Origin of the sequence: Micromonospora sp. NPDC049801 (assembly GCF_040656575.1) — a bacterium.
Lineage (GTDB): Bacteria > Actinomycetota > Actinomycetes > Mycobacteriales > Micromonosporaceae > Micromonospora.
In genome coordinates this window covers 205,945-223,329 of sequence record NZ_JBFAMS010000010.1, presented here as the reverse complement: position 1 = coordinate 223,329, position 17,385 = coordinate 205,945, and the positions used below count along the sequence as shown (strand labels likewise).

Below are 17,385 nucleotides of genomic sequence, written 5' to 3'. Positions count from 1 at the left end.
CGGAGCGGCATCCGGCGCCGACAGGGATCGAACAGGGCCTCGATAGGTCGACCGGGCAACGTCGCCGGCATGACCAAGCCAAGGGCCATCCTGCACTCGGCCGTCGTGGCGCAGAGTGACCGGACGCCGGATGCGATCGCCGTGATCGACGGGAACACCGCCCTCACCTACCGCGACCTCGTCTCGGGAGCGGATCGGATCGCCGGCGCCCTCGTCGCCGGGGGAACCCGTACGGACGACGTGGTGGCGATCGTGCCGGACCGGTCGGCGGCCATGGTGACGGCGCTGCTCGGGATCCTCCGCGCCGGCGCGGCCTACCTGCCGATCGAGCCCGGCACCCCACCGGCCAGGACCCGGCAACTGGTCGCCGACGCGCGGGCCCGGATCTGTCTGGCCGGGCCCGGCGAGATCGCCAGCACGGCCGAGGCGCTCCGGTCGGTCGCCGTCGTCCTGCCGTTCAGCGTCGCCGGGCCCACCCCGGGACCCGCACTGCCGGACGTCCACCCGGACGGCCTCTGCGCCGTCTACTACACGTCCGGCTCGACGGGGCACCCGAAGGGGGTGGCCTGCACGCACCGGGGCTGGACGAACCGGATGGACTGGATGCAGCGGCACCACCCGCTGAGTCCCGCCGAGACGGTTCTGCACAAGACGACGTTGACCTTCGACGACGCCGCGGTGGAGCTGTTCTGGCCACTGGCCGCCGGTGGCCGGACCGCGATGCTGGCGCCGGGCGCGCACCGTGACCCTCGCGCGATCATCGACGCGGCGATCAGGTACGAGGCGGTACACCTGAACTTCGTACCGTCGATGCTGGAGCTGGTCCTCGACGAGCTGACCGACGCCGATGTCCACCGGTTGCACCGACTCCGCAGCGTGCTGTCCAGCGGCGAGGCGCTGCCCGCCCGGCTGGCCGAGCGGTTCCTGGCCCGCTTCGGGGACGCGGTGACCCTCGACAACACCTGGGGCGCCACCGAGGTCTCGATCGACTCGACCTGTCATACCTGCACGCCTGAGGACCGCTCCGGGCCGGTCGCCTCGGTCAGCATCGGCCGTCCGATCGACCGCAACGAGGTCCTGGTCCTCGACGACCGCATGCAGGCTGTCCCGGACGACGAAGCGGGCGACCTCTACATCGGCGGAATCGGCCTGGCCCGCGGTTACCTCCACGCGCCCGGGCGCACGGCGGCAGCCTTCCTGCCTCATCCGTGGCGGCCCGGCGAACGGGTGTACCGCACCGGCGACCGCGGCCGCCGTGACCGTGCCGGCCGGCTCCACTATCTCGACCGTCAGGACCGGCAAGTCAAGATCCGCGGGGTACGGATCGAGCTGGGCGAGATCGAGGCCGTGATGCGGGGATGCGACGGAGTGTCCGATGCCGCCGCGACCACCTGGCGCGGGCCGTCCGGCGACGCCCGTATCGCGTTGTTCCTGGTGGTCGACCAGCCTGGCCTGACGGCCGCCCGGCTGCGCGAGCATGCCGCCGCGACCCTTCCGGGATATGCCGTGCCGTCGGCCATCGAACTGCTCGACCACCTGCCCCGACTGCCCAGCGGCAAGCTCGACCGGCAGGCACTGCCGACGCCTGCGGCGGTCGAGCAGGACGAGCACGTGGCCCCCCGGACACCACCGGAAAAGGTGGTGGCCCGGATCTGGGAGGACATGCTGGGTGCCCCGCGGGTAGGCGCCACCGACAACTTCTTCGCTCTCGGCGGGCACTCCCTGCTGGCCATCCGGACCACCAGCCAGATGATCCGCACCTTCGGCACCGACATCCCGATGAACCTGCTCTTCGAGCATCCGACGGTGGAGGCGGTGGCCGCCCGTATCGAGGAGCTGGTCGAGCGCCAGGTCGCCGCCCTGAGTGACGAGGACGTGCTGCGCATGGCGCGCAGCTGACCGGAAGGACAACGAGATGAGCACCACGGAGCAGTTCCAGGTCGTGATCAACGACGAGGAGCAGTACTCCATCTGGCCGCTGCACCGGACCCCTCCGGACGGCTGGCAGCCCGACGGCACGACCGGCACCAAGGATGACTGCCTCAGCCACATCGACGAGGTGTGGTCGGACATGCGCCCGCTGTCGCTGCGCCGAAGCATGGACGGATAACCGACCCGGCGCGCGAAGGGGAATCCCGAATGACCGACACGACGAACATCCCATCGCCAGAAGCCACGGGCCCCAGCACCGTGGCCGCCGAGGGCTGGCTCCTGCGGCGACGACCCGGTGTGCCGGACGAGGATCGTGTCGTGGCGCTCGGACGCGATGCGGCACATTGCACCGAACTGCTCGACGGCGGGGATTCGTGGCTCGTCGCCCGTGGCCGGCCCGTCCCGCCTGCTTCGGTGGTGCTGATGTTCCCCGGCGTGGGCGACCAGCGTCCCGGTCTCAGCCGCGACCTTTATCACGCCGTACCCGCTTATCGGGCCGAGCTCGACCGGGTCAGCGAGATGCTCCGCCCCCTTCTCGATCAGGATCTGCGCGAGCTGCTGCTCACCGACGAGTCGGGCCCGACCGGGTGGTCCCTGCGGGAGCTCCTCCAGCGGGATGCCGGCGGTCCTCTCAGCCGGACCAGCCTCGCGCAACCGCTGGTCTTCGCCCTGGAGTACTGCCTCGCGCGGCTCCTGCTGCATTGGGGCGTCCGACCCGCCGCGCTGGTCGGATACAGCATCGGGGAGTACGTTGCGGCCTGCGTGGCCGGAGTGCTGGACATCCGGGACGCACTGACCCTGGTCACGCGCCGAGCGGCGTTGATCGAGGAGGTACCGGCCGGCGCCATGCTGGTCGTGATGCTGGATCCGGGCGACCTGGCCGAGCATCTCGGAGACGACCTGTGGCTCGCCGCAGTGAACGGCGCCGGGCTGTGTCAGGTGTCAGGGACGCCCTCGGCCGTCGCCCGGCTGGCGGAACGGCTGACCTCTGCGGGTGTCGCCACTCTTCCGGCGCCGGCCCGGCACGCCTTCCACTCCCCGCTGATGGATCCGGTCGCCCGGCCGCTGGAGCGTCTGCTGGAGAACATTCCCCTCACGCCGCCGAGCATCCCGGTGCTCTCCAACGTCACCGGTGACTGGCTGACCGACGAGGAAGCCTGCTCGCCCGGCTACTGGGCCCGGCACCTCTGCCAGCCGGTCCAGTTCGCCGGCAACCTGGCGCGCATGTGGGGGATGCCGCGCGTGCTGGCGGTCGAGGTCGGTGCCGGGCAGATGCTCACCTCGCTCGCCAACCAGCACCCCGCGCGTCCCCGCGGCCCGGGGACACCACCGGTCGTCGCCACCCTGACCAGCCGCGGCAACGACCATGGCGAGGTGGCCGCGATGGCCCGGGTGCTGGCACACGCCTGGGCGAACGGCGCCTGGGAACCCACCGCGGCCGGATCCGGGCCGGCGGACGCCGAGAGGGGAAAATCATGGACTTCGCGCTGAACGAGGACCAACGCCGGCTGCGCACCGAGATCATCGAATTCGCGCAGGCAAGCCTGGGCGAGCAGGCCGGTGCGAACGACCGCGAGGCACGGTTCGACCGTGCGGGGTGGGACGAGTGTGCCCGGTTCGGGGTGTTGGGCTGGCCCTTCCCGGCCGAGTACGGAGGCGCCGGACTGGATCCACTCAGCTGCGTCGTCGCCTTCGAGGCGCTCGCCTACGGATGCGCCGACAATGGTCTGGTCTTCGCGATCAACAACCACGTCTGGGCCTGCGCCGTGTACATCGCTGAGCACGGCACCCCGCAGCAGCGCAAGCAGTTCCTGCCGGGCCTGATCGACGGCTCGACGATCGGCGCACACGCGCTCACCGAGCCGGACGTGGGCTCTGACGCCCTGTCGGTGACCACCAGGGCCGTCGAGGAGAACGGTCAGTACCTCCTCACCGGAACCAAGTGTTTCATCAGCAACGCACCGGTGGCCGATCTGTTCGTGGTCTTCGCCGTTACCGAACCCGATGCGGCGCCGCAGGGGCGGCTGTCGGCCTTCATCGTCCCGGCGTCGACGCCGGGCGTCCGGGTCGTCCGCGAGATCGGTAAGGCCGGTCTGCGCGGGACCCCGATGGGCGAGGTCAGGTTCGAGGATTGCGTGATCCCGGAGGACTACCTGCTCGGCGCTGCCGGTGGCGGATACCGGCTCTTCACGTCGGCGATGGAGTACGAGCGCGGCTTCATGTTCGCCGCCCAGGTCGGCGCCCTCCAGCGGGTCATGGAGCGGTCCGTGGCGCATGCCAGTGCGCGCCGGCAGTTCGGCCGACCGATCGCCGCTTTCCAGGGCGTCTCACATCCCATCGCTGACATGCGAGTCCGTCTGGAGCTGGCCCGCCTGCTGCTGTACAAGGTCGGCTGGCTCAAGCGGGAGGGCCGGATGGCGATGCTGGAGGCGGCGATGCTCAAGCTGTACGCCAGCGAAGGTCTCGTCGATTCCGCTCTGGCAGCCCTGCAGATCCATGGCGCCCGAGGCTATGTCGAGGACCAGCCGATCGAACGTGAAGTACGCGACGCGCTGGCCGGCACGGTCTACGGCGGCACCTCGGAGATCCAGCGCAACATCATCGCTTCGCTGATCGGCCTGCCCGCATGAACAGCCGGCTCGCGACCTGTCATGCCCGAGGAGGCATCTCTTGACCACCCTCACCATCGCCATGGAACAGCCGCTGTCGTCTGTTTCCGCCGAGGAGTTCGGCCGCCGGATCTTCTTCGCCACCGCTGACATCCTCAACTTCCGCTTCGTCCGGAACGGCGATGAGGTCACCGCCGTCGACCTGACAGTGGCCGACCAGGGAGACGTCGACCAGGTCCGGCGCAAGGTCAACGCTGTACTGAACGACGATGTCCTGAGCCAGCTGACCCGTCCACCGAAGGTCATCTGGTCCTCCCCGGCCGAGCGTCCCGTCCCGGACGGGACCTTCGACCGGCTCATGGCCGACGGGGAGGCGTCGCCTTCCGGCCAGGGCCAGGTGGCGCTGGGCCCACAGATGCTGCACCTGATGGACGCCCTCGACGACACGATTCGCGACATCGTCGTGGACGAGTTCCGCGCGCGCGAACAGCGTTACCCGACGCTGATCCCGGCATCCGTGATGCACCGCTGCGGCTACCTGACGTCCTTCCCGCAGTACCTGATGTTCGTCAGCCGCCTGCACAGCGATCGAGACGTCTACCGCGACTTCGTGACGGACACCAGCACCGGCGGAGCGATGGTGCCCGATGTGCTCGACCGGTGCGCCGGCGTGGACTACTGCCTCCCTCCGACCATGTGCTATCACACCTTCCACCAGCACGCCGACGGAACGCTGCCGGAGGACGCCGGCGTGGTGACCGCCCGCGGCAAGTCGTTCCGCCACGAGGAGAAGTACCACAGCGGTCTGGAGCGGCTCTGGGACTTCACCATCCGGGAGATCGTCTTCCTGGGCGACCGCGACCATGTGACAGCCGGCCGGCAGCGCCTCCTCGACCGCATTCTGGGTCTCACCGAGGATCTCGGCCTCAGCGGCCGGTGCGAGGTGGCGAGCGATCCGTTCTTCGGCGATCTCGACGTGGCCGCCCGCGCCACCTCGCAGCGTCTGCTCGAGCTCAAGTACGAGCTGCGGCTCGACGTCGGCGGCAGCCGGGACATCGCGGTCGGGTCGTTCAACCTCCACGAGCGCACCTTCGGATCGGCCTTCGGCATCCACATGTCCGACGGGGAGGTCGCGCACTCCGCGTGTGCCGGATTCGGCCTGGAGCGGCTGGCCTATGCCGTCGTGTGTCAGCACGGACTCGACCCGGCCGGCTGGCCCGCCCGGGTCGCCGAGTTGCTCGCCGCGCCTGACGGCCGATAAGTCATGACAACTGACAGGGGATTACCCGTGCTAGAGAACATCGCCGTCATCGGGGCGGGAACCATGGGGATCGGCGTCTCGCACGCCTTCGCCGCCGGCGGCCACCACGTGACCCTGGTGGACATCGGCAAACCCGCTCTCGACCGAGCGGCCGAAGAGATAGCGCGTAACGTGCGGCTCTTCGGCATGGTCGGTGGTACGCCGGAGAGCACACCGGGCGCAACGCTGGCGGCGATCACGTTCAGCACCGAGCTCGCTGACGTGGCCGACGCCGACTTCGTGGTCGAGAACATCACCGAGAACTTTTCGCTCAAGCAGCGGGTGTACCGAGAGCTGGACGAGATGTGCAAGCCCGCCGCGGTCTTCGGGGTCAACACGTCCGCGATCCCGATCACCCGCATCGCCGGGCTGACCGAGCGGGCCGACCGGGTCGTCGGCACCCACTTCATGAATCCGGTGCCGCTCAAGCCGCTGGTCGAGGTCATCCGCGGTTTCCACACCTCGCCCGAGACCATCGTCTTCACCCGTGACCTGATCTCCCGGCTCGGCAAGGACACTGCGGTGGTCGAGGACTCGCCCGGCTTCGTCACGAATCGCGCCATGATGCTGATGGTCAACGAGGCCATCTGCCTGTTGCAGGAAGGCGTGGCACCGGCGGCCGAGATCGACCGGCTCTTCGTCCAGTGCTTCGGGCACCGCATGGGACCACTGGCCACCGCCGACCTCATCGGCCTGGACACCGTGCTCTATTCGCTCGACGTCCTCCTGGAGAACTTCAACGAACCCAAGTACCGCCCGAGCCTGCTGCTGCGGAAGCTCGTCGACGCCGGTCACCTGGGCCGCAAGACCGGGCAGGGCCTCTTCGACTACCGCACCACGGACCCCACAACCGTTCCGGAAAGGAACTGACATGCAGAACCACCTGGACGCGATCCGTGCGTTCGTCCGGCGGCAGGCCGACGGCATCGCCGACGACGAGGACATCTTCGCCAACGGTTACGTGAACTCCCTCTTCGCCGTGCAGGTCATCATGTTCGTGGAGCAGACGTTCGGCATCACGGTGGCCGGGGACGACCTCGACATCCGCAACTTCCGGTCCATCGCCGCGATCGACCAGTTCGTGGTCGACCACGCCGGTGATCGGCTGGTCGCCCCGCTGTAGCCCTCGTCCCGCACGACGAACTGGCCGGCTGCCCGTGAGCAGCCGGCCAGTTGGTCTGTGGCGGTGAGGTCACCCAGCCGGCGGGGAAACCGGGGTGGCGACTGCCAGTAACGACCGCATCACCGCCCTGGACGAGCGCATCCGGGCGGCCAGTTCGTGCAGCGCCAGCAGCAGGTGCGCGTCACCGGAGCGGTAACGCAGCACACTGATCCGGATGAGCGGGCCCATCACCGGATCCAGCGGGCGGTCACGCTCGAGGTTCAGCCGCGTGCGGGCGGCCTCGTCCTCGATGTCGATCTGATGGGTCTCCACATAGACCTCCGGCGCTACGGGGCACGGCTCGTAGCGCCAGCCACCCTGGTCACGACGGACCCGATCGGCCAGTTCGGGTACGTCGTCGATCAATCGCTGTTGGGCCGCCGCCAGACTGTCGACACTTATCCCGTCGGACGCATAGCGGACGACGACCCGGCGGAACCGCCGCGACGGCCCGTCCCGCAGATCCTGCAGGAATAGATCGACCTCCGGCGGCTCCAGATAGCGCATACGGTGGTCACTCCCCCTCGGCGATGCGGTCCGACGCGGTGGCCGGCGGTCGCTGCTGAAGCCGTCCCACCGACACCACGACCGTCACGACTGTTGTACGAACCATGGCTTTCGCCGGGCTTCCGCCTCGGTCGACCGTCGGCCTGCGATCGCGTCCTCATGACGGCACGAGCCGACAGCACGCCGATAGGCCCGGCAGTGAGTATCGGTGCTGCACCACCCACCGGCTGGTGTGAACCGGCTTGTCGAGAGGGCGGCGGATAGACATGTTCACTATGGCGGCAGCAGCACCAACGCCGTTGTCGGTCTGCGTACTCGGCGGCGCGAACAGCAGTCAGGACCGCAGCGCGCCCGCCGCCGCCGACCGATTCGGGCGCCGGTCGGGTGGACGCGGTCACCGCATCACCTGTGGCGGCAGGTCCGGGCTGACGGATCTCGTGGCGTGGTCCGCGCACCTGGCCGGCCCCGACACCACCTCCGCGCTGACCGCGGTCGAGGGAGTCCAGGCGGCTGGAGGTGCACGGTGCTGAAACTCAACCAGACGGCTTCCATGATCGACCGTCGGCGGTTCCTGTCCCACCTGGCGGAGCTGGCCCGATTCGGCGCGGACGAGCTGGGCGGAGTGTCTCGGACCGGCTTCAGCGAGGCGGATCACGCCGCCCGGCGATACCTCTGCGAGCGCTCGCGGATGCTCCGGTTGCGCGCCACCGTCGACGCGGCCGGGAACCTCTTCATCGGACGCCGGGAGGCGGACCGGGACCGGCCGGTCCTGCTGTTCGGATCGCATCTCGACAGCGTGGTGCACGGCGGCCGGCTCGACGGGGCATACGGCGTCGTGGCCGCCCTGGAGACCTTGGCACGGCTGGACGAACGAGACGGCTCCTTTGCGTACGAGCCGGTGGCGGTCGCCTTCGCCAACGAGGAGGGCGCCGAGTTCGGGTACCCCTTCTTCGGATCGAAGGCGATGGTCGGTCCCATCGAACATGCCGAGCGTCTGGTGGACAGCGCCGGGCTTCCCCTGCGCGACGCCTTGCGGGCTGCCGGGGGCGATATCGACGCCCTGTCCTCGGCCGTGTGGCCGACCGGCCGGCTCGGCGGCTTCCTCGAGCTGCACATCGAACAGGGCCCGGTGCTGCAACGGGCCGGTGTCCCGCTCGGATTGGTCGAGGCGATCACCGGGCGCCACATCTTCGAGATCACGGTCACCGGCGAGCAGAATCATGCCGGAACCACCCCGATGGACGATCGGCACGACGCGCTCGTAGCCGGTGCCCGCCTGACGCTCGCCATCGAGGACATCGCCCGGGTGCGCCGGCTCTGCGCCGTCTCGACGGTGGGCCGTTTCGATGTCCGGCCGAACGTGACCAACGTGATCCCGGGCGCCGTCACCTTGACCGTGGAGATCCGGGACGGCTCACTCGATCGGCTGGCGAACGCCGAACGCGCCGTCCTGGCGGCGGTGGCCGCGCTGGGACCCGGCATCGACGCGCGGGTGGACGTCCGCATGCGCGCCGCTCCCGTCCGCACCGACCACCGGCTCAGCGCCGCGATCACCGACGCCGCGGCCGAGCACGGACTTCCCGTGCTGACGATGCACAGCGGCGCCGGTCACGACGCGCAGATCGTCGCTGCGGCGGGCCCGGTCGGAATGATCTTCGTACCCAGTCGGGACGGGATCAGCCACTCCCCCCGTGAGCACACCGAGCCGGAACATCTGCTGGCCGGGGCGGACGTACTCCTGACCACGGTGCGTCGCCTGTTGGAGGGGGCGGACCGGTGAGGTTCACCGGGCGTGTCGACGCTCCCCCGGCCGACGTCCTGCACGAAGAGATCCTGCGCCCGCAGTTCGAGAAGGAAGCCCGCACGCTCCTGCCCTGGTACGTGCTGATCGAAAAGGTCCTGTTGCTGGAGTACCGGCGAATGGGGTTGATCGACGACACCCAGTCGGCCGCGCTGGTCTCTCGGCTGAACGAGCTGACCCCGGAACAGATCACCGCCGATCCGGAGGGCAACATGTCCGACCTCGCGTTCGCCATCGAACGGTACGTCCAGGGCGGACCGGAACCTGTGCCGGCCGCATGGCACGTCGACCGCAGCCGCAACGATCTCCAGGCCTGCGCCCAACTGCTGTACGGCCGATCGCAGCTCGCCGCGCTCATTGAGAGTCTGGTCGGTCTGGCTCGGGCCGCCGCCGACCGCGCGGCGGCCGGCGTCGACCTGCCGATGCCCGGATACACACACCTGCAGGCCGCTCAGGTCGTCACGCCCGGCTTCTACCTTGCCGCCCTGGTCGAGGAGTCGCTGCGGACCATCCGGCAGATGCGTGCGACCTACGACGCGGTCGACGAGTGCCCGCTCGGCGCCGGTGCGATGGCCGGTCAACAGCTGGACTGGGACCTGCCCCGCATGGCGACGCTCCTGGGTTTCGATCGGCCGACCCGGCACGCCCTGATGGCGGTGGCCTCCCGTGGGTGGGCGCTGCGTGTAAGCGGGGATCTGTCCGCCTACGGGGTGGTCCTCAGCCGCTTCGCCACCGACCTGATGGCGTGGGCCAGCGGCGCCTACCGCCTGGTGGACCTTCCGGACTCGATGGTGGGCATCTCCTCGTCCATGCCGCAGAAGCGCAACTTCCCGGTGCTCGAACGGATCCGTGGCCGGAGCGCACACCTGACGGCGCTGCACCTCGATGTGGCCATGGTCCAGCGCGCGACTCCGTACGCCAACATGGTCGAGGTTTCCAAGGAGGCTGGTAGTCACCTGAATGCGCTGTTCGCCCAGGCTGGATCGGTGTTCCGGCTGACCAGCACCGTGCTCGCCGAGCTCCGCTTCCGGCCCGAGCAGATGCGGGATGCGTGCGCCGGTGACCACCTCGGCGGCTTCCGGCTGGCCAATCTGCTCACCCTGAGAGCGGGACTGCCATGGCGGCACGCGCAGGTGGTGGCCGGCCGGTACATCGCGGCGGCCGTCGACGCGGGCCGCTCCCCCGGCGAGCCCGACGGGCCGCTGTTGCGCAGGCTGGCCGCCGGCTACCCGGTGACGGAGCCGACGGACCTGCTGACCGAGGCGTTCGACGTGGACGCCGACCTGGCGTCACGGACGTCCGACGGATCAACCGGTCCGGACGCGGTACGTCGCCTCCTGGCCGTCCAGTGCGCCGAACTCGACGAGCACGCGGCATGGGGACGGCACCGCCGCTCCGCGACGACCTCTGCGGTGAACGCCGTGGAAGACCAACTGCGAGGACACCATGTTGTTTGACTCGGTGACGGCGGCGATCGGACATACCCCGCTGGTCCGGCTGCGGATTCCGGCAGCCCCCGGGGTGCGGGCGTACGCCAAGCTCGAGATGCAGAACCTGATGGCGATGAAGGACCGGGTGGCCAAGGAGGTCGTCCTGCGCGCACGCGAGGCCGGCACGCTGGTCGACGGCGCGCCGATCGTGGAGAGCTCGTCCGGCACCATGGCGCTGGGGCTGGCGCTGGTGGGCAACCATCTCGGTCATCCGGTCCACATCGTCACCGATCCCCGGATCGATCCGATCACCCTGACCAAGCTCGAGGCGCTGGGCTGCGCGGTGCACGTCGTCGAGGCGATGACCGGAGCGGGCTGGCAGAGTGCCCGGCTGGAACGCCTCGCTCACCTGATGGACGACCTGCCCGGTGCCTTCTGGCCGCAGCAGTACCACAACCCGCACAACCCGCTGGCGTACCGCGCCCTGGCGGACGAGCTCCTGGAGGACATCGATGGCCTCGATGTGCTCGTCGGCGCGGTGGGCAGCGGCGGTTCGCTGTGCGGGACCACGGCGGCGCTGCGCGCCGACCGGCCGGAGCTGACCTCCGTCGGCGTCGACGCCGTCGGCAGCATGCTGTTCGCCCAACCGGACCGTCCCGAGCGCCTGCAGAGCGGACTGGGCAACAGCCTGCAACCGGACAACATCGACTACGCCGTGCTCGACGAGGTGCACTGGCTGTCCGATGACGAGGCGTTCGCCGCGACCCGGGCGCTGGCCCGGGAGCAGCAGATCTTCGCCGGCAACACTTCTGGTTCGGTGTACCGGGTCCTCACCCACCTGGCCCGGCAGGCCGCCGAAGGGACGACGCTGGTGGGCATCTTCCCCGACCGCGGCGACCGGTACGTGGAGTCGGTCTATCGGCACCGGCCGGAGACGCAGCCTCGTAGCCACCCGGTGCAGGTTCCGTACGGCACCGTGGTGACCGCCTGGTCGTTCGCCGAACTCGGGCGGAACCACCGCCGTCAGCTCGGCTTCATCGAGGCGAACACCACGGGCACCGGCATGACGGCCATTCGGACGGCCGCCCGCCTCGACGTGGAGCCGGTGTTGTTCACCAGCTCGCCCCAGCGTTACCGCGGGCTGCCCGACGTCCGCGTCCGCACCGTGGTCTGCGACACCGACGACACTGCGGAGCTGGCCCGGACGATCAAGGCGAACCTCTCGTCGCCCGCCGGCATCGCGACCACCAGCGACTTCTACCTGCCGCAGGTCAGCGAGCTGACCGCCTCGTTCGACCTGCCGGGCAACCCGCCGGAGGCGATCGCCGTGTGCCGCGACAAGGCGGCGACACGGCGGATGCTGAGCGCGGCCGAGGTGCGCCAGCCCGGGTACGCCGTGGTCGCCGCCACCGACGAGATCCCGGCCGCGATCGCCGTGACCGGCCTGCCGTGCGTGGTGAAGCCGATCGACGACTCCGGCTCGAACAACGTCCGGCTCTGCCACGACCTCGCCGAGACGGCGGACCAGGTCGAGTGCATCCTGGCGGTCACCACGAACGTGCGCGGCCAGGCGACCGCCAGGCTGGCACTGATCGAGGAGTACGTGGCGGGGCCGGAGGTGTCGGTGGAGATGTTCAGCCACGACGCCACGGTCACCTGTCTCGGCGTCACGGCGAAGTCCACGCTCGCACCGCCGCACTTCGTCGAGGCACGGCACGTCTTCCCCGCGGCTCTTCCGCCGGCCCTGCACGCCGAGGTGCTGACCTTGGTCACCCGTGCCCTGTCCGCGGCGGGTATCCGGGAAGGCGCGACGCACACCGAGGTACGGCTCGGCTCGGCAGGCCCGTCCATCGTCGAGATCAACGCGCGCCCCGCCGGCGGCATGATCCCCGAGCTCGTGCGGCTGGCCACCGGGGTGGACATCGTCGAGCAACACCTGCGCGCGGCGTGCCGGCTCCCGGTCCAGCTCAGTCCGGCACGGGACCGCACCGCCGGGATCGCGTTCCTCACCGCCGGTCGCACCGGCCGGCTCACCGCCGTCGAGGGCACTACTGCGGCCCGCCGGACGCCGGGCGTGGTCGACGTGGCGGTGACGGCCGCACCCGGGACCGCCGTTCGTCCGCCGCGTAACGCCTATGACCGGCTCGGGCACGTCATTGCGGTGGGCAGCTCCGGCCACGAGGTCAGCAAGGCGCTGGACGCCGCACTCGGATATCTGCGAATCGAGGTCAACCATGATCGAACTGCGTAGTGACACCTTCACGCTGCCCTCTGCCGCGATGCGCTCGGCGATGGCCACCGCCCCGCTCGGTGACGACGTCTACGGCGAGGACCCCACCGTGCTGCGACTGGAGCGACTGGCCGCCGACCGCCTCGGCAAGGCAGCCGCCTGTTTGATGCCGAGCGGGACGATGGCCAATCTGGCTGCGCTGATGGCTCACGCCCCGCGCGGGGCCAAGGCGATCGTCGGGTCGGAATCCGATATCTATCTGTACGAGGCGGCCGGCGCGACGGTATGCGGTGGCATCTCCTACGAGCCGATCCGCAACCTTCCCGACGGCACTCTGCCACTGGCCTCGATCGCCGCGGCGTTCCCGGAGGACGACGAGGATCCACAGTTCGCCCCGGCGGCGGTCATCTGTCTGGAGAACACGCAGAATCGCTGCGGCGGGGTGGTGCTACCGGACGGGTACGCGGCCGAGGTCGCCGCGCTGGCCCGGACCCGCGGCGTCGCGGTGCACCTGGACGGTGCCCGGATCTTCAATGCCGCGGTGGCGCGCGGCGTACCGCCGGCCGAGCTGGCCCAGCACGCCGACACGGTGCAGTTCTGCCTGTCCAAGGGGCTCGCCGCACCCATCGGTTCAATGGTGGCCGGCGACGAGGCCACGCTGCTGCGGGTCCGCCGGATCCGCAAGATGCTCGGCGGCGGAATGCGACAGGCGGGCGTGATCGCCGCTGCCGGCATCCTGGCGATCGACGAGGCGGCCGAGCGCCTGAGCACGGACCACGCCCACGCGCGGCTGATGGCCGAGGGGCTGGCCGCGATCCCGGGTGTCACGCTGGACCCACCACAGACCAACAGCATTCTTTTCCGGGTCGCGGGACGGGACCCGGAAGAGGTCGTGCGGATGGCCGCCAGTGCCGGCGTCGCCGTCAACACCTTCGGGCACGGCCGGATCCGCGCGGTCATCCACTGCGGCGTCACCACCGGTGACGTGCACGAGGCGGTGAGCCGCCTCGCCAAGGTGATCACCCATTCCGAGCCGAGGCTGAACGGCGCCGGGAGCCCACGGTAGACAGTCGTGCGATCACACCGCCCCACCCGTCGAGGAGTGACGACCATGTACTCGATCCCGAACACCCCGGCCCGCTCGCACCACGCCACCGCCCCGGGCCGCACTGACACCAACTGGGGGTGACCGCAGATCTGCCCGGCCCCGCCGGACCGCTCAGGAGGCCTCGCCGACCTGGAACGCCAAGGAGGCCGAGGTGAGCCTGCGTACCAGTTCCTCGGCGAGGTCACGGGCATCTTGTGAATCGACCTTACCGAGTATGGTCAGCGCCTCCCGCCAGGCCGCCATCGCCGTCGCGGTGTCCGCGATGGTGTCGCCGAGCAGGCGCAAACCTCGGGCCTGCCACACCTGGTCGCCCAACTGACGGAAGCTCTGCAGCGCGGCGCCGGCCAGGCGCGCGGCCATGTCCCGCGAACCGATCGCGTACTCGGCCTCTGCCCAGGCGAGCTGGATGCGGGCACTCACCATCCGGTCGCCGCTCTCCGCGGCGACCTTGCCCGCCTGGCGCAGCGTGCCGACGGCACGATCCGCATCGCCGGCCGCGGTCTGCGCCAGGCCCTGGCCGTAGCGCGCGTAGGCCTCGCCGATCCGGTCGCCGTACTCGACGACGATCTCCAGGACATCGTGAAAGCAGTCGAGCGCGGTGCCGATGTCGTCACCCTTCAGGGCCACCTCGCCGAGGCGGTACCGCAACTGTGCCTCCATCCGGCGGCTCCGTCCCTCGGTGAGCCGGATCGCCTCGGTGAGATGCCCGAGCGCAGCACGCCGGTCGTGGGCGATGACGGCCAGCTGGGCCAACCCGGACAAGACGTGGGCCTCCCCGATCACGTCACCGGCGAACCTGAACCACTCACGCGCCTGCTCGTACTTGCGCCGGGCCTCCTCGTGGCGGCCTTGCGCCCGATCGATGAAGGCCAGGTTGCGCAGGACGAGCGCCCGGCCGTACAGCACCCGTTGGTCGACGAAGAGCTCGTCGGCGGCACGGGACAACCGGGCCGCGTCGTCCAGGCGGTACTCCGCGGCAGCCAGGGCGCCCATGGAGTAGAGGACCGCGGCCTCGCCGTACTTGTTGCCCGATCGCCGCACCGCGGCGAGCGCGCTGTCGTGCGTGGCCCGCCACTCGACGAATTCCGACCGCACCTCGAAAATGGTCACCAGCGTCACCGCGAGGTCCCAGCAGAGGTCGTCGGCGCCGAGGTCAGCGGCCTGACCGACCATCGCCACCAGGGCATCCTTCTCGACCGCGAACCATTCGAGCGGGTCGGCCAGTAGTTCTTCGCAGAGAGTCTCATCGACCTTCCAGCGAACCGCGTCACTGTGCAGGACGGTGTGGTCGCCTCCGTACTCGCTGCGGTGGGCCTTTTCCGCGACATACAGCCACGCGCCCAGAGCCCGGCGCAGCGCCTCGGCCCCATCCTCGGCTCGGTCCTCCGCGTCGTGGCGTTCTGCGGCGAAGATCCGGATCAGGCCGTGCATCCGGAACCGGGCTCGGCCGCCGACCGGGGTCTCGACCTCCAGCAGCTGCGCCGTCACCAGCTCGCTGAGCGCCTCCGCACCTGCGTCGTCGTCCGAGCCGAGCAGGGGTGCGCAGATCCATTCCGGGAAATCGCGTGCCTCCAGCACGCCGAGCAGCCGAAGCAGTCGGCGTGCCGGGTCGCTGAGCCACTCGTAGCTGGGAGCGATGTTGGCCCGGAGGCTCTGTTCGCCATGCGACAGTTCGTCGAGGCGCCGGCTCGTGTCGGCGAATCGCTCGGCCATCCGAGCCACTGTCCAGTGGGGCCGGATGAGGAGTCGCCCGCCTGCCGCGCGCAGCGCCAGCGGCAGGTGGCCGCACATACTGCTCAGTCGCAGCGCCTGGGTCGGCTCGGCATAGATCCGACCGGGCCCCGCGATCTGTGCCAGCAACTCGACCGAGTCGCTGGGTTCGAGCAAGGGACATTCCACGTGGTGAGCCGCCGGCAAGGCGGTGAGCCGGCGGCGGCTGGTCAGGATGACCACGCTGGGGGCGGAGTTGGGCACCAGCATGCGGACCTGCTCCTCGTCCGCGACCTCGTCGAGAACCATGAGCACGCGCCGCCCGGAGAGCAGGGCTCGCAATGTCTCGGCACGCTCCTCGATGCCGCCGGGGATCATCACGTGCGGTACGCCGAGGGCACGCAGGAACCGCTCCAGGACCTGGGCGGCGCCCAGCGGGGTGTTGTTGCCGTTGAGCCGGGCGTAGAGCTGCCCGTCGGGAAAGAAGTCCTTCGTCGCGTGTGCCACCCGGATCGCCAGGGCGGACTTGCCGACACCGCCGGTGCCGGAGACCGAGATGATCCGGGGCGCCGCGTTCCCGTCATCCGGTTCCGCGGTGACTATCTCCTGGAGCCGGTCGAGCAACGGCCGGTTGCCCGTGTAGTCACCGATGTCGGGCGGGAGCAGCCGGGCCGGGCGGTAGTCGGCCGGCGTGACGTCGGCAGGCTGGGTCGCGGCCCTCGGATCCAGCTCATAGTCGGTTTCACCGCCCAGGACCGCACGTTCGACCTCGCGCAGCTCGGCGCTCGGCTCGATGCCCAGCTCGTCGACGAGTGTCTGGCGACCGTCGCGGTAGCAGGCCAGGGCCTCCCCCTGGCGACCGCTGCGAAACAGCGCGAGCATCAATTGCGCCCGCAGGTGTTCGCGCAGCGGGTTGGACGCCACCAGGTCGGCGAGTTCGGCGATCATCTCCTGGTGGCCGCTCTGGCGCAGTCTCAGGTCCATGAACTCCTCGACCGCCCGCAACCGCATCTCTTCCAGGCGAGCGCCGGCAGCTGCCACCAGCCGGCTCTCCACCCCGGCCAGCGCGTCGCCCCGCCAGAGCTTCAACGCGCGTTCGTAGCGGCCGATCGCCTCATCGAGCCGCTGCTCCTCGGCGCTCTGTCGGCCCTCTGCCACGAGCCGCTCGAAGACGAGCAGGTCGACCTCGTCGGGCCCGGCGTGGATCAGGTAGCCCGGAGCGCAGGTCTCCAGCCGGTCCGGCAGGCCGACGTCGGCGAGCGCCCGCCGCAGCGCGGAGACGCAGATCTGGATCTGTCCTCGCGCGGTCTGCGGTGGGGCGTCGTCCCAGATGGCTGTGGACAGCCGGTCGACCGGGACGACCCGGCCCGCCTCGAGCAGCAGCATCACCAGGACGATGCGCTGCCGCGCCGCTCGGATGGTGGCTGTGCCTGTCGGGCCTTTCACCCCCAGCGTGCCGAGGATCTCGAAGTTCATCACAGCCGCAGTCCCCCGTGGTCTCGGCTCCGTCTGTTACACCTTGCGACGCGCGGCGAAATCGCCCTCGCACCCCTGGCGATGGGCAAGGGCATTGCCGTTGATCACTGTCCGAATCGT

At 70.0% G+C, this 17,385-nt stretch carries 13 protein-coding genes; 11 read left to right on the top strand and 2 right to left on the bottom strand.

From position 1 onward, the window contains the following. The first annotated feature begins 69 nt into the window (after window positions 1-69). The 7 genes from AB0I89_RS19770 to AB0I89_RS19740 are packed head-to-tail and all read left to right on the top strand — an operon-like array spanning window position 70 to window position 6,964. Window positions 70-1,899 (top strand): non-ribosomal peptide synthetase, encoded by a 1,830-nt coding sequence (locus AB0I89_RS19770; RefSeq protein WP_357128468.1) that lies wholly within the window; start codon window positions 70-72, stop codon window positions 1,897-1,899. Window positions 1,900-1,915: 16 nt separating this feature from the next. Then, entirely contained in the window at window positions 1,916-2,110 is a 195-nt protein-coding gene (locus AB0I89_RS19765; protein ID WP_091606459.1) for an MbtH family NRPS accessory protein, read from the top strand. A 29-nt stretch (window positions 2,111-2,139) separates the two neighbouring features. Further along, window positions 2,140-3,423, top strand: coding sequence for an acyltransferase domain-containing protein (locus AB0I89_RS19760; protein WP_357128464.1), 1,284 nt, complete (start codon window positions 2,140-2,142; stop codon window positions 3,421-3,423). Continuing rightward, complete coding sequence (locus AB0I89_RS19755; protein ID WP_357128461.1) at window positions 3,408-4,562, top strand: acyl-CoA dehydrogenase family protein; 1,155 nt, start codon at window positions 3,408-3,410, stop codon at window positions 4,560-4,562. Before AB0I89_RS19760 ends, AB0I89_RS19755 begins: the two co-directional genes overlap by 16 nt. A gap of 40 nt (window positions 4,563-4,602) precedes the next feature. Beyond that, entirely contained in the window at window positions 4,603-5,802 is a 1,200-nt protein-coding gene (locus tag AB0I89_RS19750) for a hypothetical protein (RefSeq protein ID WP_091606468.1), read from the top strand. A 27-nt stretch (window positions 5,803-5,829) separates the two neighbouring features. After that, entirely contained in the window at window positions 5,830-6,711 is an 882-nt protein-coding gene (locus AB0I89_RS19745) for a 3-hydroxyacyl-CoA dehydrogenase NAD-binding domain-containing protein (RefSeq protein ID WP_357128458.1), read from the top strand. Window position 6,712: 1 nt separating this feature from the next. Further along, the gene (locus tag AB0I89_RS19740; protein ID WP_357128455.1) at window positions 6,713-6,964 is read left to right on the top strand and encodes a phosphopantetheine-binding protein; all 252 of its coding nucleotides are present in this window, start codon (window positions 6,713-6,715) and stop codon (window positions 6,962-6,964) included. A gap of 69 nt (window positions 6,965-7,033) precedes the next feature. On the opposite strand, the gene AB0I89_RS19735 is transcribed toward AB0I89_RS19740, so the two are convergent. Next, entirely contained in the window at window positions 7,034-7,510 is a 477-nt protein-coding gene (locus tag AB0I89_RS19735; RefSeq protein WP_141714744.1) for a hypothetical protein, read from the bottom strand. A gap of 550 nt (window positions 7,511-8,060) precedes the next feature. On the opposite strand from AB0I89_RS19735, the gene AB0I89_RS19730 reads away from it, so the two are divergent. The 4 genes from AB0I89_RS19730 to AB0I89_RS19715 are packed head-to-tail and all read left to right on the top strand — an operon-like array spanning window position 8,061 to window position 14,037. Continuing rightward, window positions 8,061-9,290, top strand: coding sequence for a Zn-dependent hydrolase (locus tag AB0I89_RS19730; RefSeq protein ID WP_357128451.1), 1,230 nt, complete (start codon window positions 8,061-8,063; stop codon window positions 9,288-9,290). Continuing rightward, a complete protein-coding gene (locus AB0I89_RS19725) occupies window positions 9,287-10,768 on the top strand; it encodes a lyase family protein (protein WP_357128448.1) in 1,482 nt (493 codons plus the stop codon). Before AB0I89_RS19730 ends, AB0I89_RS19725 begins: the two co-directional genes overlap by 4 nt. Continuing rightward, a complete protein-coding gene (locus tag AB0I89_RS19720) occupies window positions 10,758-12,992 on the top strand; it encodes a pyridoxal-phosphate dependent enzyme (protein ID WP_357128445.1) in 2,235 nt (744 codons plus the stop codon). The genes AB0I89_RS19725 and AB0I89_RS19720 overlap by 11 nt, the downstream gene beginning before the upstream one ends. Next, on the top strand, window positions 12,976-14,037 hold the full coding sequence (locus AB0I89_RS19715; protein WP_281593044.1) for a GntG family PLP-dependent aldolase: 1,062 nt from the start codon (window positions 12,976-12,978) through the stop codon (window positions 14,035-14,037). The genes AB0I89_RS19720 and AB0I89_RS19715 overlap by 17 nt, the downstream gene beginning before the upstream one ends. 153 nt (window positions 14,038-14,190) lie before the next feature. On the opposite strand, the gene AB0I89_RS19710 is transcribed toward AB0I89_RS19715, so the two are convergent. After that, window positions 14,191-17,265, bottom strand: coding sequence for a BTAD domain-containing putative transcriptional regulator (locus AB0I89_RS19710; RefSeq protein WP_357128442.1), 3,075 nt, complete (start codon window positions 17,263-17,265; stop codon window positions 14,191-14,193). Window positions 17,266-17,385: the final 120 nt, after the last annotated feature.

Coding starts and splice junctions, on each gene's coding strand:
- AB0I89_RS19770 (WP_357128468.1), top strand. CDS start 70: ATGACCAAGCCAAGGGCCATCCTGCACTCGGCCGTCGTGGCGCAGAGT.
- AB0I89_RS19765 (WP_091606459.1), top strand. CDS start 1,916: ATGAGCACCACGGAGCAGTTCCAGGTCGTGATCAACGACGAGGAGCAG.
- AB0I89_RS19760 (WP_357128464.1), top strand. CDS start 2,140: ATGACCGACACGACGAACATCCCATCGCCAGAAGCCACGGGCCCCAGC.
- AB0I89_RS19755 (WP_357128461.1), top strand. CDS start 3,408: ATGGACTTCGCGCTGAACGAGGACCAACGCCGGCTGCGCACCGAGATC.
- AB0I89_RS19740 (WP_357128455.1), top strand. CDS start 6,713: ATGCAGAACCACCTGGACGCGATCCGTGCGTTCGTCCGGCGGCAGGCC.
- AB0I89_RS19735 (WP_141714744.1), bottom strand. CDS start 7,510: ATGCGCTATCTGGAGCCGCCGGAGGTCGATCTATTCCTGCAGGATCTG.
- AB0I89_RS19730 (WP_357128451.1), top strand. CDS start 8,061: ATGATCGACCGTCGGCGGTTCCTGTCCCACCTGGCGGAGCTGGCCCGA.
- AB0I89_RS19720 (WP_357128445.1), top strand. CDS start 10,758: ATGTTGTTTGACTCGGTGACGGCGGCGATCGGACATACCCCGCTGGTC.
- AB0I89_RS19715 (WP_281593044.1), top strand. CDS start 12,976: ATGATCGAACTGCGTAGTGACACCTTCACGCTGCCCTCTGCCGCGATG.
- AB0I89_RS19710 (WP_357128442.1), bottom strand. CDS start 17,265: ATGAACTTCGAGATCCTCGGCACGCTGGGGGTGAAAGGCCCGACAGGC.